At 60.2% G+C, this 22,839-nt stretch carries 19 protein-coding genes and 1 pseudogene; 6 read left to right on the top strand and 14 right to left on the bottom strand.

Features of this window, described 5'->3' with window-relative positions; translation table 11 throughout:
• Positions 1 to 47: 47 nt before the first annotated feature.
• The 4 genes and pseudogenes from nuoM to ABDX87_RS29135 all read left to right on the top strand — a co-directional run bounded on the left by nuoM (position 48) and on the right by ABDX87_RS29135 (position 5,953).
• On the top strand, positions 48 to 1,580 hold the full coding sequence (gene nuoM, locus ABDX87_RS05410; RefSeq protein ID WP_346831953.1) for an NADH-quinone oxidoreductase subunit M: 1,533 nt from the start codon (positions 48 to 50) through the stop codon (positions 1,578 to 1,580).
• A gap of 7 nt (positions 1,581 to 1,587) precedes the next feature.
• On the top strand, positions 1,588 to 3,045 hold the full coding sequence (gene nuoN, locus ABDX87_RS05415) for an NADH-quinone oxidoreductase subunit NuoN (RefSeq protein WP_062380720.1): 1,458 nt from the start codon (positions 1,588 to 1,590) through the stop codon (positions 3,043 to 3,045).
• Between the two features lie 964 nt (positions 3,046 to 4,009).
• Positions 4,010 to 5,092: pseudogene (locus tag ABDX87_RS29130) on the top strand (HAMP domain-containing protein); the annotation flags it as partial.
• Between the two features lie 93 nt (positions 5,093 to 5,185).
• Positions 5,186 to 5,953, top strand: coding sequence for a methyl-accepting chemotaxis protein (locus ABDX87_RS29135; protein WP_425262241.1), 768 nt, complete (start codon positions 5,186 to 5,188; stop codon positions 5,951 to 5,953).
• 84 nt (positions 5,954 to 6,037) lie between these two features.
• Here the strand turns inward: ABDX87_RS29135 and ABDX87_RS05425 are convergent, their stop codons facing one another.
• The 7 genes from ABDX87_RS05425 to ABDX87_RS05455 all read right to left on the bottom strand — a co-directional run bounded on the left by ABDX87_RS05425 (position 6,038) and on the right by ABDX87_RS05455 (position 12,718).
• A complete protein-coding gene (locus tag ABDX87_RS05425) occupies positions 6,038 to 6,286 on the bottom strand; it encodes a hypothetical protein (protein ID WP_346831955.1) in 249 nt (82 codons plus the stop codon).
• Positions 6,287 to 7,057: 771 nt separating this feature from the next.
• A complete protein-coding gene (locus ABDX87_RS05430) occupies positions 7,058 to 8,122 on the bottom strand; it encodes an AI-2E family transporter (RefSeq protein ID WP_346831956.1) in 1,065 nt (354 codons plus the stop codon).
• Between the two features lie 167 nt (positions 8,123 to 8,289).
• Positions 8,290 to 9,969: a methyl-accepting chemotaxis protein gene (locus tag ABDX87_RS05435; protein WP_346831957.1), complete on the bottom strand. Its 1,680-nt coding sequence runs from the start codon at positions 9,967 to 9,969 to the stop codon at positions 8,290 to 8,292.
• A gap of 94 nt (positions 9,970 to 10,063) precedes the next feature.
• The gene (locus tag ABDX87_RS05440) at positions 10,064 to 11,398 is read right to left on the bottom strand and encodes an ATP-binding protein (protein WP_346831958.1); all 1,335 of its coding nucleotides are present in this window, start codon (positions 11,396 to 11,398) and stop codon (positions 10,064 to 10,066) included.
• Complete coding sequence (locus ABDX87_RS05445) at positions 11,395 to 12,063, bottom strand: response regulator transcription factor (RefSeq protein ID WP_346831959.1); 669 nt, start codon at positions 12,061 to 12,063, stop codon at positions 11,395 to 11,397. Before ABDX87_RS05445 ends, ABDX87_RS05440 begins: the two co-directional genes overlap by 4 nt.
• Positions 12,063 to 12,329, bottom strand: coding sequence for a PepSY domain-containing protein (locus tag ABDX87_RS05450; protein WP_346833705.1), 267 nt, complete (start codon positions 12,327 to 12,329; stop codon positions 12,063 to 12,065). Before ABDX87_RS05450 ends, ABDX87_RS05445 begins: the two co-directional genes overlap by 1 nt.
• 80 nt (positions 12,330 to 12,409) lie before the next feature.
• Positions 12,410 to 12,718 carry a PepSY domain-containing protein gene (locus ABDX87_RS05455; protein WP_346831960.1) on the bottom strand — a complete coding sequence of 103 codons (309 nt, stop codon included), beginning with the start codon at positions 12,716 to 12,718 and terminating at the stop codon, positions 12,410 to 12,412.
• Positions 12,719 to 12,877: 159 nt separating this feature from the next.
• Between ABDX87_RS05455 and ABDX87_RS05460 the strand changes: the two genes are divergently transcribed.
• Together ABDX87_RS05460 and queD are read left to right on the top strand one after the other, a co-directional pair.
• Complete coding sequence (locus ABDX87_RS05460) at positions 12,878 to 13,960, top strand: patatin-like phospholipase family protein (RefSeq protein ID WP_346831961.1); 1,083 nt, start codon at positions 12,878 to 12,880, stop codon at positions 13,958 to 13,960.
• A 133-nt stretch (positions 13,961 to 14,093) separates the two neighbouring features.
• A complete protein-coding gene (queD, locus tag ABDX87_RS05465) occupies positions 14,094 to 14,450 on the top strand; it encodes a 6-carboxytetrahydropterin synthase QueD (protein ID WP_074755358.1) in 357 nt (118 codons plus the stop codon).
• Between the two features lie 592 nt (positions 14,451 to 15,042).
• Here queD and ABDX87_RS05470 read toward each other — a convergent pair.
• The 7 genes from ABDX87_RS05470 to ABDX87_RS05500 all read right to left on the bottom strand — a co-directional run bounded on the left by ABDX87_RS05470 (position 15,043) and on the right by ABDX87_RS05500 (position 22,832).
• A complete protein-coding gene (locus tag ABDX87_RS05470) occupies positions 15,043 to 16,002 on the bottom strand; it encodes an omptin family outer membrane protease (protein ID WP_346831962.1) in 960 nt (319 codons plus the stop codon).
• 274 nt (positions 16,003 to 16,276) lie between these two features.
• Complete coding sequence (pepN, locus tag ABDX87_RS05475) at positions 16,277 to 18,940, bottom strand: aminopeptidase N (protein ID WP_346831963.1); 2,664 nt, start codon at positions 18,938 to 18,940, stop codon at positions 16,277 to 16,279.
• A 44-nt stretch (positions 18,941 to 18,984) separates the two neighbouring features.
• Positions 18,985 to 19,815, bottom strand: a complete 831-nt coding sequence (locus ABDX87_RS05480; RefSeq protein WP_346831964.1) for a DUF2797 domain-containing protein — start codon at positions 19,813 to 19,815, stop codon at positions 18,985 to 18,987.
• Positions 19,812 to 20,072: a YeaC family protein gene (locus ABDX87_RS05485; RefSeq protein WP_062380693.1), complete on the bottom strand. Its 261-nt coding sequence runs from the start codon at positions 20,070 to 20,072 to the stop codon at positions 19,812 to 19,814. The genes ABDX87_RS05480 and ABDX87_RS05485 overlap by 4 nt, the downstream gene beginning before the upstream one ends.
• A 29-nt stretch (positions 20,073 to 20,101) precedes the next feature.
• The gene (locus ABDX87_RS05490) at positions 20,102 to 20,974 is read right to left on the bottom strand and encodes a rhomboid family intramembrane serine protease (protein ID WP_346831965.1); all 873 of its coding nucleotides are present in this window, start codon (positions 20,972 to 20,974) and stop codon (positions 20,102 to 20,104) included.
• Positions 20,971 to 21,942, bottom strand: coding sequence for a metallophosphoesterase (locus tag ABDX87_RS05495; protein WP_346831966.1), 972 nt, complete (start codon positions 21,940 to 21,942; stop codon positions 20,971 to 20,973). Before ABDX87_RS05495 ends, ABDX87_RS05490 begins: the two co-directional genes overlap by 4 nt.
• A complete protein-coding gene (locus ABDX87_RS05500; protein WP_062380689.1) occupies positions 21,942 to 22,832 on the bottom strand; it encodes an NAD(+) kinase in 891 nt (296 codons plus the stop codon). The genes ABDX87_RS05495 and ABDX87_RS05500 overlap by 1 nt, the downstream gene beginning before the upstream one ends.
• Positions 22,833 to 22,839: the final 7 nt, after the last annotated feature.

Here is a 22,839-nt window from a genome sequence, read left to right on the forward strand (position 1 = left end):
CGATCTGATATGAACCTTGCGACCCTGCGAAAGGAATTGAGCCCGTCATGATTCTGCCTTGGCTAATCCTGATCCCCTTTATCGGCGGCCTGCTGTGCTGGCAAGGTGAGCGCTTCGGCCCTACCCTGCCGCGCTGGATTGCGCTGGTTACGATGTCCCTCCTGACCGCCTTGGGTCTGTGGCTGTGGAGCACCGGTACGTACACCTACGCACCCGCCCCTGGCGTCGACCCTACCTGGGCAGTTGAATTCAAGGCCCAGTGGATCCAGCGCTTCGGCATCAGCGTTCATCTGGCGCTTGATGGCCTGTCATTGCTGATGATCCTGCTGACCGGTCTGCTGGGTGTCCTCTCGGTACTCTGCTCGTGGAAAGAGATCCAGCGTAACGTCGGCTTCTTCCACCTGAACCTGATGTGGATCCTGGGCGGTGTCGTCGGCGTGTTCCTCGCCATCGACCTGTTCATGTTCTTCTTCTTCTGGGAAATGATGCTGGTGCCGATGTTCTTCCTCATCGCGCTCTGGGGTCACAGCTCGGCAGACGGCAAGAAGACCCGTATCTACGCCGCGACCAAGTTCTTCATCTTCACTCAGGCCAGCGGCCTGATCATGTTGGTGGCGATTCTGGGTCTGGTGCTGGTGCACTTCAATCAGACCGGTGTGATCACGTTCGGCTACGCCGACCTGCTGAAGACCAAGCTGTCCCACGGCACCGAGTACATCCTGATGCTGGGCTTCTTCATCGCCTTTGCGGTGAAGCTGCCGATCGTGCCGCTGCACTCCTGGTTGCCTGACGCTCACGCCCAGGCACCGACCGCAGGTTCGGTGGACCTGGCGGGTATCCTGCTGAAGACCGCCGCTTATGGTCTGCTGCGTTTTGCCCTGCCGCTGTTCCCGAACGCGTCGGCAGAGTTCGCACCGATCGCGATGACCCTCGGCCTGATCGGCATCTTCTACGGCGCCTTCCTGGCCTTCGCCCAGACCGACATCAAGCGTCTGATCGCGTTCTCCAGCGTGTCGCACATGGGCTTCGTGCTGATCGGTATCTACTCCGGCAGCCAGCAGGCGCTGCAAGGCGTCGTGGTTCAGATGCTGGCGCACGGTCTGTCGGCCGCTGCACTGTTTATCCTGAGTGGTCAACTGTACGAGCGCCTGCACACCCGTGACATGCGCCAGATGGGCGGCCTGTGGAACAAGATCGCTTACCTGCCGGCCATCAGCCTGTTCTTCGCAGCCGCCTCTCTGGGTCTGCCGGGCACCGGTAACTTCGTCGGCGAGTTCCTGATCCTGATCGGCACCTTCGTCAGCGCACCGTGGATCACCGCCATCGCCACCTCCGGCCTGGTGTTCGGCTCGGTCTACTCGCTGATCATGATCCACCGCGCCTACTTCGGCCCTGCAAAGACCGAAGAGATTCTCAAAGGCATGGATGGACGGGAATTGATCATGGTGCTGGGCCTGGCCGTGTTGCTGGTCCTGCTGGGTATCTACCCGCAGCCGGTCCTCGACACTTCCTCGGCGACCATGCATGGCGTGCAGCAATGGCTCGGCACTGCCTTCACTCAACTCGCTTCGGCCCGGTAAGAGCGCTATGGACCTGACGATTCAACACTTTATTGCGCTGGCGCCGCTGCTGATTACCAGCATCACCGTTGTGGTGGTGATGCTGGGCATCGCATGGCGTCGCAATCACTCGCAATCGTTCCTGCTGACCGTGGCAGGACTCAACCTGGCCCTGCTGTCGATCTACCCGGCCCTCAAGGTCGCGCCGCTGGTGGTCACTCCCCTGCTGCAGATCGACAGCTTTGCCCTTCTGTACATCGGCATCATCCTGGTTTCGACCCTGGCCTGCGTCACCCTGGCCCACGCTTACATGGGTGAAGGCAAAGCGGGTTACCCGGGCAACCGCGAAGAGCTTTACCTGCTGATCCTGATGGCCGCTGCCGGCGGCATGGTGCTGGTCGCCGCGCAACACCTGGCGAGCCTGTTCATCGGTCTGGAACTGCTGTCGGTTCCGGTCTACGGCTTGGTGGCTTACGCGTTCTTCAACAAGCGTTCGCTGGAAGCCGGTATCAAGTACATGGTGCTGTCGGCGGCAGGGTCTGCATTCCTGCTGTTCGGCATGGCGCTGCTGTACGCCGAAGCAGGCAGCCTGGGCTTCAGCGAAATCGGCAAGGCCATCGCGGCCACCGGTATGCCAAGCCCGATCGCCAGCCTGGGTCTGGGCATGATGTTGATCGGTCTGGGCTTCAAGCTGTCGCTGGTCCCGTTCCACCTGTGGACGCCGGACGTGTATGAAGGCGCCCCTGCTCCGGTGGCGGCGTTTCTCGCGACCGCCAGTAAGGTTGCGGTGTTCGGTGTGCTGGTGCGTCTGTTCCAGATCTCCCCGGCGGCCACCAGCGGTGTGCTGACGGACGTGATGTCGGTTATCGCGGTCGCTTCGATCCTGATCGGTAACCTGTTGGCGCTGACTCAGAACAACCTCAAGCGTCTGCTGGGTTATTCGTCCATCGCTCACTTCGGTTACCTGATGATCGCGATGGTCGCCAGCAAAGGCCTGGCAGTTGAAGCCATCAGCGTGTACCTGGTGACCTACGTCCTGACCAGCCTGGGTGCTTTCGGTGTGATCACCCTGATGTCGTCGCCGTACAGCGGTCGCGACGCCGATGCGATGTTCGAATACCGTGGTCTGTTCTGGCGTCGTCCGTACCTGACGGCCGTGCTGACGGTGATGATGCTGTCGCTGGCGGGTATTCCGCTGACGACGGGCTTTATCGGTAAGTTCTACATCATTGCAACCGGTGTCGAGGCTCACTTGTGGTGGCTGACCGGTTCGCTGGTGATCGGCAGTGCGATCGGTGTGTTCTATTACCTGCGGGTGATGGTCACTTTGTATCTGCAGGACTCGAAGATTCAGCGCCACGATGCTCCGTTCAATTGGGCACAGCGTGCCGGTGGTGTGATGTTGTTGGGGATTACGCTGTTGGCGTTCTTCCTGGGCGTTTACCCGCAGCCGTTGTTGTCTCTGGTGCAGCACGCCGGGCTGTGAGGGTTCGGTGAGGTAGAAGAAACCCTGCTCTTGAGCAGGGTTTTTTTATGGCTGGTTTTGGGGGCCTGGAGTTTTTGGGGGCGCATGGATTGGGTTTACATCCATTACTTCGGGCGGCGCTGGATCACCTTTCCGCCCTTACGGCGGGTCACTTTTGGCAAAGGCGCCCCAAAAGTAACCAAAAAGTCTTCCTCCTGGCTTGGCCCTCCTGCGTCGGGTCCCTTCACTCCGGCAACGCTCCGTGGGCCCGCTGCCATCGGCCATCCATGGCCGGGGGCAGCTCTCGCGGCATCCATGCCGCTCGGCCCACTCCGCGCCGCCTGCGTTCAGCCTGCACCCAAGTCGCGTTTTGTGGTGTCTGGACTTTCGCGGTGAAAGATCAAGATCAAGATCAAGATCAAGGTCGGAAGCGCTGACGCGCTTCGCTCTCTCATGACCGATAGAAATCCCCTGTGGGAGACGTCGGAGGTTACGACGGCAGCGAATGCAATGTGTCATTCACCCTGAATGTCGCTGATCCACCGCATGCGTCGGAATGCCGCCCAGACCAAGCTCGCTCCCACAGTTCTGGCGTCGATGCGACCATGACGGGGTGAACACAAAACCGGTGGGAGTCAGCTTGCTGACGAACGCGATGTGTCATTCACCCTGAATGTCCCTGATCCACCGCATGCGTCGGAATGCCGCCCAGACCAAGCTCGCTCCCACAGTTCTGGCGTCGATGCGACCATGACGGGGTGAACACAAAACCGGTGGGAGTTAGCTTGCTGACGAACGCGATGTGTCATTCACCCTCGATACCTCTCCCCCACCACCGATTGTCTGCAACCTTCTGAATCCGCCTCAGTTTCCAGCTTCTGCGGTCGATACGGTGTAGGTAGCCGTGGACGTCTGTTCTAAAAAATCCAGCCACGCACTTTTTTGTTTCTGCCTTCCAACACTTATAAAACCAGCGGAATATTTCATGAACATCAAACAGAAGCTGACGTGGGCGTTTGCGGCCATCGCGTGTCTCCCGGTTATCGTGGTGGCGGTGCTTGTCGTGCTGAACGTGCGGGAGGGGGCCAAGGCCGATTTCGTGGACAGCAGTGGCCGCGAGATTCGTCAGATCGATAACGGGATGAAGCAGTTTTTCGACGGGATCAGCCAAAACGTCGAGTACATCGCGAAGGACCCGCGGGTTGTCGCTGGCAAGGATTTGAAGAACTACTCAGGGGCCGACGCGGCTCAGATTCCGCTGACTGAAAACAACCATGCATTCCTCGATATGTTCGAGGCCTTCGCCAAGAGCCATCCGAGCACTGCTTACCTGTCACTCGGTCTGACGGATGGCGGTTACGCGAGCTGGCCGGACGACGCCAAGCTCTCCCAGTACGATCCGCGCCAGCGTCCCTGGTATCAGGCAGCGATCGCTTCGCCAGGCGCCACGGTCCGCACAGGCGCCTACTACTGGGCCCCGGATGACATTTCGTTGATTGGGACCGTGCGTACCGTCACCGACGCGGCGGGCAAGCTGGTAGGTGTGGTCGGGCTGGACGTTTCGCTCAAACAGCTGACCGAGCTGGTCAAGAACATCAAGCTGGGCAACAGCGGCTACCTCATGCTGGTCGAAGCCAACGGCAACGTGCTCGTGGACCCAAGCAACGCACAGCACAACTTCAAACCGATGGCCGGCCTCGGCGCCAACTACGCCGAGCTGGCGCAACGTGGTGACGGCCCCGCTCAGGTTGAGATCGACGGCAAGGTCTACATGGCCAACGTGATCAGTTCCAAAGGGTTGGGCTGGCGTTTCATTGGTTTGATCGAGCGCGATGAGGTCATGGCGAAAGCCTCGAACCTGACCTGGTTGATTGCCGCCATTGCCGCCGCGCTCGCGGTGATCTTCGCCGTGGTCGGCGCTAGCTTCGCCGGTGTGATCGTGCGCCCGATTCGTGGCGTTGCTGACGGTCTGCAAGAGATTGCCGAAGGCGAAGGCGACCTCACGCGTCAGCTCAAGGTGCAGGGTAAGGACGAAACGGCCACGCTGGCAGGCTGGTTCAACCAGTTCCTGGGGATGATTTCGCAGTTGGTGCAACGGATCAGCAGTGCGTCCACAGACCTCCAAGCAGCGGCCGCCGACACCCATCAGGTGGCCAGGAACATGGACGAAGTCGCCGGTCGTCAACGCGAAGCGGTAGAGCTGGTCAGCACCGCATTCAACGAGATGGTCGCCACCGCGAACGAAGTTGCGCGCTCCTGCAGCGAGGCGGCGTCCAGCGCGGATTCGGGATATCGCGACGTTTCAGACGGCCAGCAGCACATCAGCGAAGCCACGGGCAGCGTGATGAAACTGAGTAAGGAACTGCAGCAATCGACGGAAACCATGCAGTTGCTGGAGCAGGACAGCAAGAACATCAACAGCATCCTCGACACCATTCGCTCCATCGCCGAACAGACCAACCTTCTGGCCCTCAACGCCGCCATCGAAGCAGCGCGTGCCGGTGATCAAGGGCGCGGATTCGCGGTGGTGGCCGATGAAGTGCGAGCACTGGCCCGACGCACGGCGGACTCAACAGGCGAAATCGACAGCCTGCTGGGCAACCTCGGACGGCGTACTCAAGAAGTGACGCTGCAGATGCAGGGCAGCTTGCAGGTCTCGCAAAACAGCGTCGAGTGCATCCAGCAGGCTCGCGACAGCTTCGACAAGATCCGCACGTCCGTCGATTCCATCCGCGATCAGAACACCCAGATCGCCACGGCCGCAGAAGAGCAGCATCAAGTCGCAGAGGAGATCAACCGGCACATCGCGCAGATTCATGCCGATGCTCAGTTGGTAGAAGAATTCGCGCACTCGGCACAGTCCGGCTCAGGACGCCTGACGGACATCTCCGGTCAACTCAAAGGCCTGGTGGGACGCTTCAAGTTCTGACCGCATTCATGCCCATGGCCACGGATGGCCTGCAGTAGCTGTGGGAAAAAGGGCTCACCGACAGAGCCCTTTCAAGCCGCGTCATCAGCTTTCCTGCCCTTGGGGCGAAGCGTGTGAAATCGACTTGTGCCACAGCACGTTACTCACGCCCGAGCGCTCCGCCGCCTCCACCATCGACGGGTAACTGCCCTGCCACGTGCCCACGATATTCCCCAACTCCGCGCCCGAATGAAGCAGCGCGTAATAGACCGCATCGTGCCCACACAACTGATCTTCCTGGCATTCCAGAACGCGTTGATTGCCTAAAAAACGATAACAAATCGTGAAGCCCATGAAGCACCTCCACAGACACTCTTCCCGTGTGCAGGCCGATCATAATCCTCGCCCTCAACGACCGCTGTGGCGAGCCGCTCATATTTAGTGACTTTCCGGGCCACTGGGGTGAGGTCAGAGACATACGGTTTAAATCCACGCGCTGCCTCGTCATGTTGCGGCTGACGTTCTGGTTCAAAAGGGCGACGCAGAGCGTCGAGAGAGGTGTTACCACGCGGAGCTTTGGAACCATCAGCACTCCACGCCGCCGGCGTTCAGCCTGCACTCAAGTCGCGTTTTGTGGTGCCGGGACTATCACGCTAGAAAAGCAAAATCTAAAGCATCGGATCACCCGAATCCTGTAGGAGCGTGGCTTGCCCCGCGATCTACCGCGCAGCGGTAGCAAAATCAGGCGACTCGGTTGTACCTGATACACCGCAGGCGCAGGGTTTACTGCCGGTTCCCGGCAGATCGCGGGACAAGCCACGCTCCTACAATGAGAAATGGAAATCGGGGGATGGATGCACGGAGCAAAATGCGATGAGCGTTAGCTCCAGCCCGCGTTGCTCTTGTACGCGACGGACCAGACACCTCCAAACGCGACTTGGGTGCAGGCCGAACGCAGGCGAGGCCAAACCGGGGGCCCAGACCCTTGGTTACCTTGGGTTATCAAGTAGTCCGCCGAAGGCGGAACAGCTCGGCCGTCAGGCCGAACCCAACATCAGCGCCACCCGAGCGCTCGGATTGGCAACCAGAACCGAGCGCAGATAAGCAGATAAGCAGCCGAAAGCATCACCCCGGCAACCGCACCGTCTTCTTCGCACTGGTGAACAACCCCCACGTCGACATGAACAACGCCGCAATCATCGGCCCGATCACAAACCCGTTCAGTCCGAACACCGCCATCCCGCCCAGTGTCGAAATCAGAATCAGATAATCCGGCATCCGCGTATCCTTACCCACCAGAATCGGCCGCAACACGTTATCCACCAGGCCGATCACAAACACCCCGAACAGCCCCAACACCACACCCTGCCAAATCATCCCGCTGAGCAGGAAATACGCCGCCACCGGCGCCCAGACAATCCCCGCCCCCACCGCCGGCAACAGCGACAGAAACGCCATCGCCACCGCCCAGAGCAACGCACTGGGAATGTCCAGCACCCAGAAAATCAAACCGCCCAGCGCCCCCTGGGTCAGCGCCACGACAACGTTGCCCTTCACTGTCGCACGGACCACTCGGGTGAACTTCAACTGCAGACGGCGCTTCTGCGGCTCAGCCAATGGAATGGCCATACGGATTCGGCGGGTCAGGTCCTGACCATCACGCAGGAAGAAGAACAGCAGGTACAGCATGATGAAAAAGCTCACCACAAAATCAAACGTGCCCTGGCCGAAACTGAATGCCTGCGTCGCCAAGTATTGGCTGCCTTGCATCGCGGCCTTGGAGATCTTGTCCTGCAGCCCCTTGAAGTCCCCCATGCCCAACCGGTCCAGCCAATGCTGCAGCGAGGTCGGCAACAACGCCTTGAACTCTGCCAGGTACTTGGGAATATCCAGTTGGCCGCTTTCGACGTTTTTGTAAAGCGCCGCCCCCTCTTGAACCATCAGCATGCTGATGATGATCACCGGCAGAATCGCGATCACCAGACACACCATCAAGGTGCACAGGGAGGTCAGGTTGCGTTGCCAACCGAAACGCGCCAGCAGGCGGCGCTGGAGTGGCGCAAAGATGATCCCCAGAATGACCGCCCAGAACACCGCGCCGTAAAAAGGCAGCAGAATCCAGATGAAGGCGATGGTCACCAACACCAAAAGGAGCATCAGGGTTTTGTTTTGAAGCGAGGTTTCGTTCATGTTCCTTCCGTGTCATTGAGCCGCGCTGAACGCACGGCCTAATGGTTAGTCCGCCAATCGTCACAGGAGTGCCGCCTGTAACGCTGATGAGACACGGGTTGGAAGCATGAGGGCGGAGCGTTCGTGGCGAGCCGTTACGACCTGCCACGATGACCGCGATAAAAACGTCAGATGCGGAACTGGCCGACCAATTGACCGAGGCGCTGATTGAGTTCGGTCAGGTTGCGCGAAGTGGTGGCGCTATGGCGGGTCTCGTCGGCCACGCTTTCCACCGCCACGGCAATCTGATGCACGCTGCGATTGATCTCTTCAGCGACGGCGGTCTGTTCTTCCGCCGCGCTGGCGATCTGCGCGTTCATCGAGTTGATGGTGCCGATCAACTGACCAATGGTGTCCAGCGACGCACCGGCTTCGTTGGCCCTCGCCGATGTCCCATCACCGGCCTCACTGGAACGACGCATGGCCGCAACCGCGCCTTGTGTGCCCTGTTGCAGGCGATCGATCATGCCTTGGATTTCCTGGGTGCTGTGCTGAGTGCGGCTGGCCAGTGCGCGGACTTCATCGGCCACCACGGCAAACCCACGTCCCGCCTCGCCAGCCCGTGCGGCTTCGATTGCAGCGTTGAGCGCCAGCAGGTTGGTCTGTTCGGCAATGGAGCGAATCACGCCCAGCACGCCGACGATCGACGTTACGTCGTTCTGCAGGCTGTCCAGCGAAGTCCCGCTGTGGCGAATGTCGCTCACCAAGGCGTGAATCTGCTGAATACTGCCATCGACCACGCGCTTGGCAGCCTGACCTTCTTCGTCGGTTTGCTGCGCCGCCACCGATGCGCCTTGGGCGCTTTTGGCGACTTCCTGCGCGGCGGCCGACATCTGGTTGATGGCCGTCGCGACCTGATCCGTCTCGTGGCGCTGACGCTCCATCGCCTGCTCGGAGCGCTGCGCCTGGTGAGTGACTTCACCGACAAGGCCCGTGAGCTGCCCGGTCATCTCAGCGATCTGCCGCACGAGGCCGTGAATCTTGTCGACGAAGCGATTGAAGGAGCCGGCCAGTTCGCCGAGTTCGTCCTGAGACGTCACCGTCAGGCGCCGGGTCAGGTCGCCCTCCCCGGCGGCGATGTCATCCAGGTTGGCCTTCATCTGACGCAGTGGCCGCAACAGGCCGCCGGCCATCCAGACGCCGACCACGGTAATGATCACCAGCACCAGAAGCGCGATGCCGATGATGCTGATCAGCATGTTCTGCATACGCTCGGCGACCACTTTCTGCACGTCGGCAACCTTGGCGTCGATGTTATCCAGATTGACCGAGGAGCCGATGGCGATGTCCCATTTGGGCAGGTATTCGGTGTAGCCGAGCTTTGGCAACTGCTCAGTGGAGCCCGGCAAGGGCGATGAGTATTCCAGGTAATGCGTGCCCGCTTTGCCTGCCTCTACCAGGCCGATGACGTAGGCGTTGCCGCTGGCATCGAGCGTATCTTTGAAGCTCTTGCCAATGCCGTCAGGGCTGCTGCCCTTGAACAGGCGTACGGCCTGAGAGTCGTAGCCGAAGAAATAACCGTCTTTGGCGTACTGGACCTGCGAGAGCATCTTGATGACTTGCGCGCGGGCTTGCATGTCGCCCGGTGCCGACGCGTCATACAAGGGCTTGATGGTGCCCATGGCGACTGCGACGTAGCTTTGCAGCGTCGCCTTGGCCTCGGCGAGCAGGTGTTGACGGGTTTCTTCCACTTCACGCTTCGCTTGGTCGCGCAGCATGACCACCGTGCTCACGCTGACAATCAGCGCAAACAGCAAGACCGGAAGCACCGCAAGAGACAGAACTCTGGCTTTCAGATTCAGGCGCATAGATACCGTGACCTTTTATTTTTGTGTGCGTTACGCCGTTGGGCTCCCTAACGGTTAACGGCCCCGCACAGCAAAAGTTGAGGTCACGCTGAAATCAGTCAGCGATGGAATGCCCCGTTCGCTCAGGCAGGTCGATGCGTACTTGGAGCCCTCCCAACGGGCTGTCCAGCAACTGAATGCGTCCGCCCCACGACTCGACAATGTCCTTGACGATCCCCAATCCGAGACCGTGCCCCGTGACCTGCTCATCCAGACGATTGCCACGGCCCAGTACTTCTTCGCGCTGAACCACTGGAATCCCCGGACCGTCGTCGTCGATCAACAGGCAATAGCCACCCGACGCCTGAGTGATGCACAGGCAGATGCTGCTGTCGGCCCATTTGCAGGCGTTGTCCATCACGTTACCCAGCAGTTCGAGGATGTCCTCCCGGTCCCACGGCAGGACCAGCCCGGGCGTGACATGGTTGTTCAGTTCCAGGTGCTCGCCATGAATCATACGCAATGTGGAAAACAGGCCCGGTAGTTCAATGTCGCAATCGAACCGCATACCGGGCAAGGCATCGCCGGAAAGCCGCGCGCGATTGAGCTCTCGCTCCAGACGTTGCTGGATCTGCTGCAACTGCTCGCGCAACGTGTCCCGCAGATGTGGGTTCTGTTCCAGCTTTCCGCTTTCGGCGAGGCTCATCAACACGGCCATGGGCGTTTTCAGCGCATGCCCGAGGTTGCCCAGCGCATTGCGCGAGCGCTTGAGACTGTCCTCGGTGTGCGCCAGCAGGTGGTTGATCTGCGCCACCAGTGGTTCCAGCTCAAGGGGTACGGTTTCGTCGAGCTGAGAACGCTGGCCTTGTTGCAGTTGGGAAATCTGTTCACGCGCGGTGTCCAGCGGACGCAACGCCCGGCGCACCGTCACCCGCTGCAAAGCGAGTATCAGGATCAAAGCCGCCAGCCCAAGCCCCAGGCCAATGCGCTGAACCCGCACGAAGCTGGCCTGAACCGGTGTGTAATCCTGCGCGACGGTGATCGAGATTTTCTGGCCGAACTTGCGGTATTCGGTGTGCAGCAACAGCAACGACTGCCGGGTTTTTTCCAGCTCAAGGTCGGCATGCAGGCCTGGCTGTTCCGGTTGTGGCAGTTCAAGGTCCCACAGGGATCGCGAGCGCCAGTGGCCGCCGTCGAAATCGATGCGAAAGTAATGACCGGAGTACGGCCGTTGATAGCCGGGTGACAAGCGGTGTTCATCCAGCTGAAGACCATTGGGCCCGCGAACAATTGCCACCAGCAGTAACTCGCTGTCGTTGCGCAGCCCGGATTCCAGATAGCGCTGCAGCCCGACCTCGAACAGCCAGAGACTGATCTGTGCCAGCACCAGCCCGACGATCAGCAGCACGCTGATCAGGCCAAGACTCAAGCGTCGCTGGATCGACCTCACCCGCCGCTCCCGCCAAACCGGTAACCCTGGCCGCGTCGGGTTTCCACGACCGCGCGGCCCAGCTTGCGACGCAGGTGGTTGACGTGAACTTCGATCACGTTCGAATCACGTTCGTTTTCACCGTCGTACAGATGTTCGGCCAGATGGCTTTTGGAGAGGATCTGTTCGGGATGCAGCATGAAATAACGCAGTAATCGAAACTCGGCGGCGGTCAGCTGAATCTCTTCGCCATCGCGACTGACGCACTGGCGCCCTTCGTCCAGATGCAACCCGGCGGCTTCCAGCGTCGGTTGATTGGCCAGGCCACGGGCGCGGCGCAACAACGCCTGAATGCGCAATTGCAGCTCTTCAGGGTGAAAAGGTTTGGTGAGGTAGTCATCGGCACCGGCCTTGAGGCCCTCGATCCGCTCGGCCCACGAACCGCGCGCGGTCAGGATGAGCACCGGGGTCGACAATCCGTCGGTACGCCATTTCTGCAGGACCTCAAGGCCAGGAACGCCGGGCAGTCCCAGGTCGAGCACGATCAGGTCGTAAGGCTCGCTCGCGCCTTGGTGAAGGGCGTCCCGACCATCGGCCAGCCAGTCGACGGCATACCCCTGACGGTTCAGCCCGCTGATCAATTCATCCGCCAGGGGAACGCTGTCTTCAACCAGTAGCAAACGCATCAATCGTCTTCCTTGTCTTGCAACAGACGGCAGTCCCGGGCGTCGAACTTCAACTCGCGAACCACGTGGTCGGCGGTCAGCAGTTCGATTTCGTAGACCAGCACGTCATGTTTCTCTTCGAGCTCCGCTTCCAGGAGCTTTGAGCCGGGGTATCGCCCCAGTGCCTGTTCGATGAATTGCTCAAGCGGCAGGATCACGCCCTGCTGACGCAACTTGAGCACTTCATCCTGATCCAGGTCGCGGGCCGTACTGACCGTACAGGCCATGACGGCGCCGACCGTGAGTAAACAGTAAACGAAACACTGACCCGGACGTTTACCGGCAAAGCGACGTTTACACGCGTTCATCAGGTGTCCTGATGGTCTTTGAGGACCTGGCCGCTGACCGCATCAAGTTCGACATCCCACTCGACGCCCTTGGCGTCTCGCAGTTCGACCTGATAAACATATTTGCCATATTCCTGTTCCAGCTCGGTATCGGTGACGGTCGCGTTCGGGTGTTTGGCGAGCGCCGCAGCATTGAGTTTCTCGAAAGACTGAATAGTACCTGCATCGCGCAGTTTGAGCGCTTCATCGGGGCCCAGATCCTTGGCCTGAGCGTAACCGGCGGTGACAGTGAGGGCGGTGGCGGCAAAAAAAGCAGTCAAAGTGTTCATCAGTGAATCTCCGTTGTAGTCGTCATGTTTACGGGATTCACGATAACCAACCGAACTTAATTGAAGCTTAATCTTCTGGCTACATGCCATCACCCTGCTCCGGCTTCCCGATTGCCTGACAGGGGATATACTTCGCGCCTGTCCACTTTTGGAGTGCCCATGAGCGCCGTCCACATCAAATCCCCCGCGCTGACGATCAAGGCCGGCCGACGCGCCATGGCGCGCATTCGCGAGCAGGGCCTGAAACCCGCCGATGTCGGGATCATCCCCGGCGCGGCGGGCGGTCCGAAGGCGCTGGGCATCCAAGGACTGGATCTGGCGTTATTTGGCGAATGGTTGCCTCGCTTCGAGCGCGAGCGTTCTCTGATTGGCGCATCGATTGGCTCGTGGCGGTTTGCGAGTGCGTGCCTGCCCGATCCGGTGGAAGGTCTGGAACGGCTGGGCAGGCTGTATAACGAGCAGAGCTTCGCCAAGGGCGTGACCATGGCAGAGGTCACGCAAAGTTGCGTGAAGATGCTCGACGACCTGTTGCAGGGGCGTGATGCCAGCGTGCTGAGCAATCCGCATTACCGCCTGAACATCATGATCGTCAAAAGCCACGGGCTGCTGGCGCTGGACCATCGCGGCAGCCTGGGGCTCGGGCTCGGGTCGGTGATCGCCAACAACCTGATCGGGCGCGCGCGGCTGTCACGGCATTTCGAACGCTTGATCATGCACGACGCCCGCCTTGCCCCTCCGCTGTCGACGCTGACGGATTTTCCCTCCCGAAGCCTGCACCTCAATGAGTCCAACCTGCGTCAGGCCTTGCTGGCCTCAGGCTCCATTCCAATGGTCATGCAAGGGGTGATGGACATCCCGGGCGTCGGTCCTGGCACGTTTCGCGATGGCGGACTGCTCGACTACCATCTGGACCTGCCTTACAGCGGCAGCGATATCGTGCTGTACCCGCACTTCACCGACAAAATCATTCCAGGCTGGTTCGACAAGACCCTGCCCTGGCGCCGGGGAGATCTGGGCCGGCTGCAGGACGTCGTGCTGTTGGCACCGTCTCGTGAATACCTGGCGACGCTGCCGTTCGGCAAGCTGCCGGACCGCAGCGATTTCAAGCGTTTCGTCGGCAAGGACAAAGAGCGTCAGGCGTACTGGCGGACGGCTATGGAAAACAGCCGACGCCTGGGCGATGAGTTCGTCGAGTTGGCGGACACGGGGCGACTGGCGGATCGGCTGGAAGTATTGGTTTGATGCACGCGATTTAATGGAACGGGTTTAACCGAGCGGTCAGGTTCTGCCTGTTCCTTGCTAAAGCAATGCTGGTAAACTCGCCACCTGCATTTTTTCGCTCAGGCGATCGCCACTTTTCAAGGCTCTCAATACCGTGGAAATCTTCAAGGAATTTACGTTCGAATCGGCTCACCGTCTTCCTCACGTCCCGGAAGGCCACAAGTGCGGCCGTCTGCACGGTCACTCCTTCCGTGTAGCGATTTATCTGCAGGGCGAACCGGATCCGCATACCGGCTGGATTCGTGACTTTTCCGAGATCAAGACGATTTTCAAGCCGCTGTATGAGCGTCTGGACCATAACTACCTGAACGACATTCCCGGTCTGGAAAACCCGACCAGTGAGGTGTTGGTGAAGTGGATCTGGAATGAGTTGAAGCCGTTGTTGCCTGAGTTGTCGGCGATCCGGATTCATGAGACGTGCACCAGCGGGTGTGTTTATCGCGGCGACTGATGGGGCCGTGATCTATAGAAAAAGCCACCTCTGCGGTGGTTTTTTTGTGGGCGGTATTGGCGTTAATAGCGGTGAGGTATTCGTTGTTGCGAGTGGCTCGGAGGGGTTTTGGCCTAACCGGTTTTCGGTCTTCGGAGGTGCGGGTTTTGGTGGGTATATCCGTTTCTGTAGGCGACACGAATTACGGTTCCGCTCTTACAGCGGGTCACTTTTGTAAAAAGCGACAAAAGTAACCAAAAACGCTTTGCTCCTGGTTGGGCCCGACTTCGTCGGGTTCCTTCACTCCGGCGACGCTCCGTGGGCCCGCCGCCATCGGCCATCCATGGCCGGGGGCGGCTCTCGCGGCATCCATGCCGCTCGGCCCACTCCGCGCCGCCTGCGTTCAGCCTGCACCCAAGTCGCGTTTTGTGGTGTCTGGACTGTCTCGGCATGAAAAGCAGATCAAAAGCGGAGCGCGCATGAGCTATTGGTCCAGAACTCGTGTCACGGGTCTGACACAAAACCTGTGGGAGTCAGCTTGCTGACTCACACATGAGAACCGTGACCGATCATGCTGTGGATGATCGATCATCAAGCATCAACCGGACAGCCGTCAGAACCGATACGCCACGGCGAGGTTGGACACGACCGTTCTGCTGGACTGAGAACCGGCATCGCCGCCGTAGTAATCACGCTCACCGGTTACTGAATTCTTGACCAGGACACTGCCCTTCGCTTCAGCGTAAACCTGGTAATCAACGCCGGCCTTCAGCGACAGTTTCGGGTTGACGTCATAGGACACCGCCAACGCCAGGCTCTGCATCCGGCCGCTGTTGCCCTGATTGCCGATGAAGGTCAGGTCACGAAGGTGATGCTGATCGTAATCCCGCGCCTTCACCCACTGGCTGTATTTGAAACGGCTTTCAACCGTCCAGTCACGGTAGTGGTAGACACCGACCAGACCGACATAGGGCGTTTCGTAGGACTGTTGATAGGTGATGCCCTTCAGACCCGCAGGGATGTCTCCGGCTTCATCGCGGTGCCCTCCCTCCGACGAATAGACGTAGCGACCGCCACGGGCCTGCCAGCCCAGTTCGTTGCGCTGATAACCCAGCATCACGCCGAGGGCCAGATCATCCCGTTTCAGCGCCCAGGCGGTCGCAGCGACTTCCGCCTGCCAGGCCTTCTGCACGCGCGTGTCGGGGTGATCCGAGAAGTGCGTCCAGTTCTCGCCCTCCTCGCCCAGCCAGTCGTAATCCTGCAGGTGACCATCACCCTTGGCCACTTTGGTCCAGCCTTTCGCCTCAAGGGAGAGCCAGTCCAGCGGATGGTAGGTCAGGCCCAGATGCAAGGTCGGTACCTGCTTGAGGTCCCAATTCAGCTGGCTGACTTTCTGGCCATCGTAGATGTCATACACCTTCTCCTGCGCCTGCCCGTTCAACAGGCCCAAACCGAGACTGACTTCGACGCCACCCAGCTGGAATCGCTGTTCATCCGTCGTGTGTGCGTGCGCAATCGCTTCCTGCCCCAACGTCGCGAGCCCCAGCAGCGCCAGCGTTTTCCGTACCTTCATCGACCATCCGCTCCTTTCATTCGAGGGTGCGCCGGGCGGCAACGCACCGCCACGGCAAGCGGCGAAAGGATGAACATCAAGGAAGGACATTTCTGCCAGCCCGATCCCAGGCAAGCGTGTGAAAACCAAACCTTCCGGAGGGGATGTTTCCTACAAGAAGTAATGGGATCTAGCGCGTGAGGTTATTCAAGCGCTACCGCCCACGATGCACGCCCACAAAAAAGGGCCGCCCGCTTGCACGGACGGCCCTTCTATCAGCAGCAACCGACGTGAATTACGCCAGGCTTTTGCTCACCACCTCGTAGACGTCCGGCGACAGCTGACCAGAAGCGCGAATGCGCTCCAGCTCACCTTTCATCAACGCCTGACGGGCGCTGTCGTATTTGCGCCAGCGGGTCAGAGGCGCCAGTTGGCGCGAGGCGATTTGTGGATTGAAGCCGTTCAGCTCAATGACCAGGTCCGCCAGGAAGCGATAACCCGAACCGTCCGCCGCGTGGAAGTTGATCAGGTTCTGGCCAGCGAAGGCGCCGATCAGTGCACGCACCTTGTTCGGGTTCTTCAGGGTGAACGCCGGGTGTTGCATCAGGGCTTTCACGCGGGCCAGGCCACCGGGCAGGGTGCTGCCGGCCTGAACGCTGAACCACTGATCCATGACCAACGCGTTGTCCTTGAAGTTCTCGGCGAACACCGCCAGCGCCTTGGCCTTCTCGTCTTCGAACGGGGAGTTGACCAGCACGGCCAGCGCGGTCAGGCGCTCGGTCATGTTGTCGGCGTTGTCGAACTGCTCGATGGCCGCCGTCAGTACTTCTGGTTTGCCGGTCAGCATCAGGTAAGACAGCGCAATGTTCTGCAGCGCGCGGCGAGCGAAGTGCTCGGACTCGGCGACGTACGCAGTCTTTTTCGACAGTTCGCGGTTGGTCTGGTAACGCTTCCACAGCGCATCGCTCAGGCTGCTGGCCAGTTGCTGACGCGCAAATTCGCGGGCGGCGTGGATGGCATCGACGTCGGCCACTTCACTGATTTCGGTCAGGTAGGCTTCGCCTGGCAGCGACAGCATTTCGGCGACCATCGCCTGATCCAGGCTGTCGTCAGCAAGCACGGTGCCGAGGGCGGTCACCAAACGCTGATCCATGGCCAGACTCTCGCCTTTCTGGTGCTGGGCGATGAGTTCCTGCAGGACTTGAACCGACAATTGCTGGCCGGCATCCCAACGGTTGAAGCCGTCCGTGTCGTGCTGCATCAGGAACATCAGTTGATCACGGTTGTACGGGAAGCTCAGTTTCACCGGCGCCGAGAACCCGCGCAGCAGCGACGGCAACGGCTGTTCGGCCACGTCGACGAAGGTGAAGGTCTGTTCGGCTTCCGTAACCGAGATCACCCGCGAGGTGCCCGCTGCCGTGGCTTCGCCTTGCAGACGCAACGGAATTTCCTTGCGGGCTGTATCGAGCAGGCCCAACGACACCGGAATCACGAACGGCTTTTTCTCTTCGCCCGGCTGGCCTGGGGTGGTCGGCGCGCTTTGGCGGAAGCTCAGGCTGTAGGTCTTCGCGGATGCATCGTAGGACTCGGTAACCGCCAGACGTGGCGTACCGGCCTGCGAGTACCAACGCTTGAACTGAGTCAGGTCCACGCCGTTGGCGTCTTCCATGGCCTTGACGAAGTCGTCGCAGGTCACGGCCTGGCCGTCGTGGCGTTCGAAATACAGGTCGCTGCCTTTGCGGAAACCCTCGGCGCCCAGCAACGTGTGGATCATGCCAACCACTTCCGAACCCTTTTCGTACACGGTCAGGGTGTAGAAGTTGGAAATCTCGATGAAGCTGTCCGGACGCACGGCGTGGGCCATCGGGCCTGCGTCTTCAGCGAACTGGTGCGTGCGAAGGTAGGCGACGTCCTGAATGCGCTTGACCGTGGCCGAGTTCATGTCCGAGGAAAAGCCCGCGTCGCGGAACACCGTGAAGCCTTCCTTGAGCGAGAGCTGGAACCAGTCGCGGCAGGTCACGCGGTTGCCCGACCAGTTGTGGAAATATTCGTGGGCGACAATGGCTTCAACACGCTGGTGCGCGGCGTCGGTCGCGGTTTCCGCGCGAGCCAGCACGGCGCTGGAATTGAAGATGTTGAGGCCCTTGTTCTCCATCGCACCCATGTTGAAGTCATTGACCGCGACGATCATGAAGATGTCCAGGTCGTATTCGCGGCCGTAGACTTCTTCGTCCCAGCGCATGGACTTCTTCAGGCTGTCCATGGCGTGCTGGCATTTGTCGATGTTTTCCTGCTCGACATAAATACGCAGCGTGACCTTGCGGTTTGTCATCGTGGTGAAGGTGTCTTCGATGCACCAAAGGTCACCGGCTACCAGCGCAAACAGATAGGCCGGCTTCTTGAACGGGTCTTCCCAGGTGATCCAGTGGCGGCCGTTTTCAGAGGGGCCCGCTTCAATCGGGTTGCCGTTGGACAGCAGGATCGGGAAATCCTGTTGGCTGGCAATGACGGTTGTCGTGAACGAGCTCATCACGTCCGGACGGTCGAGGTAATAGGTGATCTTGCGGAAACCTTCGGCCTCGCACTGGGTGCAGAACATGCCGCTGGACTTGTACAGGCCTTCCAGCGCGGTGTTGGTTTCCGGGTGGATCTTCACGCTGGTGTCCAGGGTGAAGGTCTCGGAGGTGGGCTGAACGGTCAGGCTGTCCGGGGTCAGTTCGTAATCGCCGGGCGTGAGGTCGACGTCGGCCAGTTTGACCGACAGCAGTTCCAGCAACTGGCCATCGAGCACCAGCGGCGGCAAACCTGCGCCGCGGGCCGGATTGCGGCGCATGACCAACTGCGCGTGGACCAGCGAGTGGTCGTCGAACAATTCGAATGTCAGGTGCGTCTCGTCGATGAGGTACTCAGGCGCCTGATAATCCTTCAGGTAAATCATTTTCGGCTGTTCGGTGCGCATGATGCTGTCCTTATTCAGTTGCTCTACAGGTTGCCCGTTCACGACTACTGGTGAACGGCGAGCTGATAGGCCGTGTATTTGCGGATGTTGATCACGCCGGTGTCGAAGATCAGGTATTGACCCTTGATGCCCAGCAACGTGCCCTCGGCGATCGGGTCCTTGTCCAGATTGAAGCTGACGATCTTGGTCGGGTAGGCCTCGACCGGATACTCGATCTCGATGGGCGCGACGTCGTTCAGCAGCTGGATGGCCTGCAGGCCGAAACGCGTTTGCAGTGCGGCCAGTCCCTCGGCGCAGGACTCGAACAGTTGCTGACGGATGGCCGTCAGGTCAACCGATGGCGCATCGCCTTTAAGCAGCGCACGCCAGTTGGTGCGGTCGGCCACCTGACTGCGGAACAGGTCCTCGACGAACCCCGACTGCTGGCGGGTCGCCACGCGCACGATCGGCAACGCCTGACTCGCACCCTGATCCAGCCAGCGCGTCGGCAATTGCGTGGCGCGGGTGATACCGACTTTAACGCCCGACGAATTGGCCAGATAGACCACATGGTCGGTCATGCAGAACTGCTCACCCCACGACGGATCGCGGCAGGTGCCGTGTTCGTGGTGGCATCTTTCCGGGCTCATGATGCACACGTCGCACTGCGCCAGCTTTTGCATGCACGGGTAGCAATAACCCTGGCTGAAGCTGGTCTTGGTACGGCGGCCGCAATGGCTGCAATGGATCGCGCCCAGGTACTCCAGGCGCACGGTCTTGCCGATCAGGGGATTGACCGGGATTTCCGAATCACCCAGACGAAAAGCGTATTCAACCCGCGTGGCATCGAGCCGCGCGGACATCTTGTTGACGGAACCGCGACCAATCTCGATCAATGGATGGCATCCGACTTGAACAGGATGTTCGGCACGGGCGCCGACTTGGAGGCGCACTCTTGCGGGCCCATGTAACCGATACGCTGTTCTTCGGGCACGTTGCGCACTTCCCAGGCGATCAGCGCCTGCAGCGACAGTTCGCGTTGTTCCTGCGTCAGCTTGCGGCCATCGGACCACTTGCCGATTTCCACGGCCAGCTTCAGGCTCTCGTAGATGTCCGGGGTGATGTTTTCGATCATTTCAACAAATGAGGACATGGGGCTCTCCCAGAATTAAGCGGGCAATTTTAATGTTTACGGCGAGCTAATGCACCGCCCACTAGACCTGTTGCACAACCGATGATCAGACCGCCGACATGCGCCCCGTTGGCGATCTCGCCAAACCCGAGCAGGCTGATCACACCGGACATGCACAGCACCAGCCAGATCAGCATCATGGCCAGCACGCCACGCGGCAGACGGTAGATGGGGTTGGGTGCCAGCATTTGAAAGATCCAGCAGTGACCGAGCAGGCCATACAGCACGCCAGACAGCCCGCCGAACAGGCTCGGGCCGCTCCAGAAATACTGGCCGTAGTTGGAAAATGCACTGAAGGCCAGGGTCAGACCCAGCAGATGCCAGCTGCCCTGACGCGTCTCGATACGTCGCCCCAGCTCCCAGAACCACAACGCGTTCATGACCAGGTGCAACACGCCGAAGTGAATCAGCATCGGCGACACCACACGCCACCACTGCCCTGCCGCCAGCGACACCTCGACCGGGGTGAACATCACGTAATCACCGCTGACGCGGAAATCGTTGAACGTCAGCCAGCTCAGCGCTTCGTAGTTGTCGCCCAGCAGCGTCACGCCCGCGACGATCAGGCACACCAGCAACACGATGCTGGTGACCGGACTGCTGCGCACCTGAACCAGCGGGCTGGGCCGGGTCACGGCGACCACTTCGCGACCGGGTGGCAGCTGAGCCGTGGGATCGCCCTGCGGATACTGTTCGTACAGCTGACGAATGTCATCGGCCAACGATGGCGCGTCCGGCACCCAGAGCACCTGCTCACCGGCTTCTTCACTGACGCGATGCGGCACGTTGAGGCGTCGCAACAACTCGACAAAACCGCTGAGGTCGGTGTTCAGCGGCAAGCGCAATACCGCAACCGGATTCATTGAGCAGTCTCCGGCCGTGTGACATCGACCCAGACGAATTTCCCAGGGTCGATTTGGGTTTCCTGATCGAGCCGGTAGGCCACCAGCTTGCCGTACAGCACAGCACTGTAATCGAGACACGCCAGGTTCGGGCGGATCGGCGCGGGCACGCCACTGCGCCAATAATGGCCGACAAACAGTAATGGCTCATCGGCGCCATAGCGCAGCAGGGCATTTTTCTCACTGTCGGACAGCGGACGCTTGGCCACGGGTTCCGGCAACGCATCGGGCTGGAATACCACGTCGCCATAGGTCTGCGGGTCGTCTTCCCAGAACTTGGTGCGAAAGGATGCCCGTGTCAGGCCGTCGCCACCGGTGAGCGTCATGCCGTGCGGCAGGCGCATGTCGGTGCCGCGCAAGAGCCGGTCGAATACGGCGCTGGCAAAACTGCCCGGCACCGCCGACGCCTGAACGAAATGCTGATCGATCCGGCCATCGCCATGGGCGCTGCGCAACGGTTCGATCAGGCTCGCATCCCAGCAGGCATGCACCAGCCGGAAACGCTCGGCGTCGACGAACAACGGCAGCTCGTAGAACCAGTTGAGGAAGTCTTTCCAGTCACCGGGGTGCTGTTCGAACTGCGCCAGCGTTTCACCCAGCAGACGGGCATGACGCGGGGTGTGTTCGCGCACGAACTGTTTGCCGGTTTCCGGTGGTGCAGGCGTGCTCCAGCCCAGCGCGTTGAATTCATGGTTGCCCATGATGCAGAACGCCTGACCGGCCACGACCATGTCATGAACGATATGCAGCGCCTCGCGAATACGAGGGCCGCGGTCAATGATGTCGCCTAGGAACAGGGCGATGCGCTCAGGGTGGCGCCAGACGCCAGCCTGAAAGCGATAACCAAGGGTGTCGAGCAAGTGCTCAAGGGTCTGGGCACATCCATGCACGTCACCGATCAGATCGTAGCTACGCGCGGGATCGAGCATCAGTCGCCCCCGCCGCCAAGCCGACTGCCCCAACCGAGTTTGGTCCGGCAGACTTCGTAGTAATTGTGGTCGAGCGGGTGAATGAGTCGCAGCTTCTGGGGTTTCTTCTTAACGGTCACGGTGTCACCCGGCGCGCAGGTGAAGTGGTTCTGTCCATCGCAGGAGACCTGTGGATAAATCGTCATGTCCTTTGAGACAACGATTTTCAGCTCACTGTTGCCGTCGACGACAATTGGCCGCCCGGACAGCGTGTGCGGGTACATCGGCACGATGACAATGGCGTCCAGTTTCGGGTGCATGATCGGCCCGCCCGCCGACAGCGCATAAGCGGTGGAGCCGGTCGGCGTCGCGACAATCAGGCCATCGGCCTTCTGGCTGCAGACGAACTGGCCGTCGATGTAAATTTCGAATTCGATCATGCGCGTGGACTTGCCGGGGTGCAGCACCACGTCGTTGAGCGCGTCGCCCTGGCCGATGGCTTCGCCGTGCCGGCGGACTTCGGCTTGCAACAGAAAGCGGTTCTCGACCAGATAATGGCCGTCCAGCACCTCGGCGACCTTCACTTCCAGCTCGTCAGGTCGGATATCGGTCAGAAACCCGAGGCTGCCACGGTTGATGCCGAGCACAGGGACATTGTGCTTGGCCAGCGCACGGGCGGCGCCGAGCAGGCTGCCGTCCCCCCCGACGACGATGACCATGTCGCAGACTTCGCCGAGCATCTTGCGCGAAGAGGTCTGCATGCCGTGCCCCGGCAGCACTTCGGCGATGGCGTCTTCGAGGATGACGTGCAGGTGCCGCGACATCAGGAATTTCTTGAGTCGGCGAACGGTCTCGAGCACTTGGGAACTGCCCAGGCGACCAATGATGCCGATATTACGAAATTGCTCCATGGGGCTC

The sequence above is a fragment of the Pseudomonas abietaniphila genome, from assembly GCF_039697315.1.
Classification (GTDB): Bacteria; Pseudomonadota; Gammaproteobacteria; order Pseudomonadales; family Pseudomonadaceae; genus Aquipseudomonas; species Aquipseudomonas abietaniphila_B.

Excerpts from the sequence above, each read along its gene's own strand:
- nuoM (WP_346831953.1), top strand. The coding sequence starts at position 48 with ATGATTCTGCCTTGGCTAATCCTGATCCCCTTTATCGGCGGCCTGCTG.
- nuoN (WP_062380720.1), top strand. The coding sequence starts at position 1,588 with ATGGACCTGACGATTCAACACTTTATTGCGCTGGCGCCGCTGCTGATT.
- ABDX87_RS29135 (WP_425262241.1), top strand. The coding sequence starts at position 5,186 with ATGGACGAAGTCGCCGGTCGTCAACGCGAAGCGGTAGAGCTGGTCAGC.
- ABDX87_RS05425 (WP_346831955.1), bottom strand. The coding sequence starts at position 6,286 with ATGGGCTTCACGATTTGTTATCGTTTTTTAGGCAATCAACGCGTTCTG.
- ABDX87_RS05430 (WP_346831956.1), bottom strand. The coding sequence starts at position 8,122 with ATGAACGAAACCTCGCTTCAAAACAAAACCCTGATGCTCCTTTTGGTG.
- ABDX87_RS05435 (WP_346831957.1), bottom strand. The coding sequence starts at position 9,969 with ATGCGCCTGAATCTGAAAGCCAGAGTTCTGTCTCTTGCGGTGCTTCCG.
- ABDX87_RS05445 (WP_346831959.1), bottom strand. The coding sequence starts at position 12,063 with ATGCGTTTGCTACTGGTTGAAGACAGCGTTCCCCTGGCGGATGAATTG.
- ABDX87_RS05450 (WP_346833705.1), bottom strand. The coding sequence starts at position 12,329 with ATGGCCTGTACGGTCAGTACGGCCCGCGACCTGGATCAGGATGAAGTG.
- ABDX87_RS05455 (WP_346831960.1), bottom strand. The coding sequence starts at position 12,718 with ATGAACACTTTGACTGCTTTTTTTGCCGCCACCGCCCTCACTGTCACC.
- ABDX87_RS05460 (WP_346831961.1), top strand. The coding sequence starts at position 12,878 with ATGAGCGCCGTCCACATCAAATCCCCCGCGCTGACGATCAAGGCCGGC.
- ABDX87_RS05470 (WP_346831962.1), bottom strand. The coding sequence starts at position 16,002 with ATGAAGGTACGGAAAACGCTGGCGCTGCTGGGGCTCGCGACGTTGGGG.
- pepN (WP_346831963.1), bottom strand. The coding sequence starts at position 18,940 with ATGCGCACCGAACAGCCGAAAATGATTTACCTGAAGGATTATCAGGCG.
- ABDX87_RS05485 (WP_062380693.1), bottom strand. The coding sequence starts at position 20,072 with ATGTCCTCATTTGTTGAAATGATCGAAAACATCACCCCGGACATCTAC.
- ABDX87_RS05490 (WP_346831965.1), bottom strand. The coding sequence starts at position 20,974 with ATGAATCCGGTTGCGGTATTGCGCTTGCCGCTGAACACCGACCTCAGC.
- ABDX87_RS05495 (WP_346831966.1), bottom strand. The coding sequence starts at position 21,942 with ATGCTCGATCCCGCGCGTAGCTACGATCTGATCGGTGACGTGCATGGA.
- ABDX87_RS05500 (WP_062380689.1), bottom strand. The coding sequence starts at position 22,832 with ATGGAGCAATTTCGTAATATCGGCATCATTGGTCGCCTGGGCAGTTCC.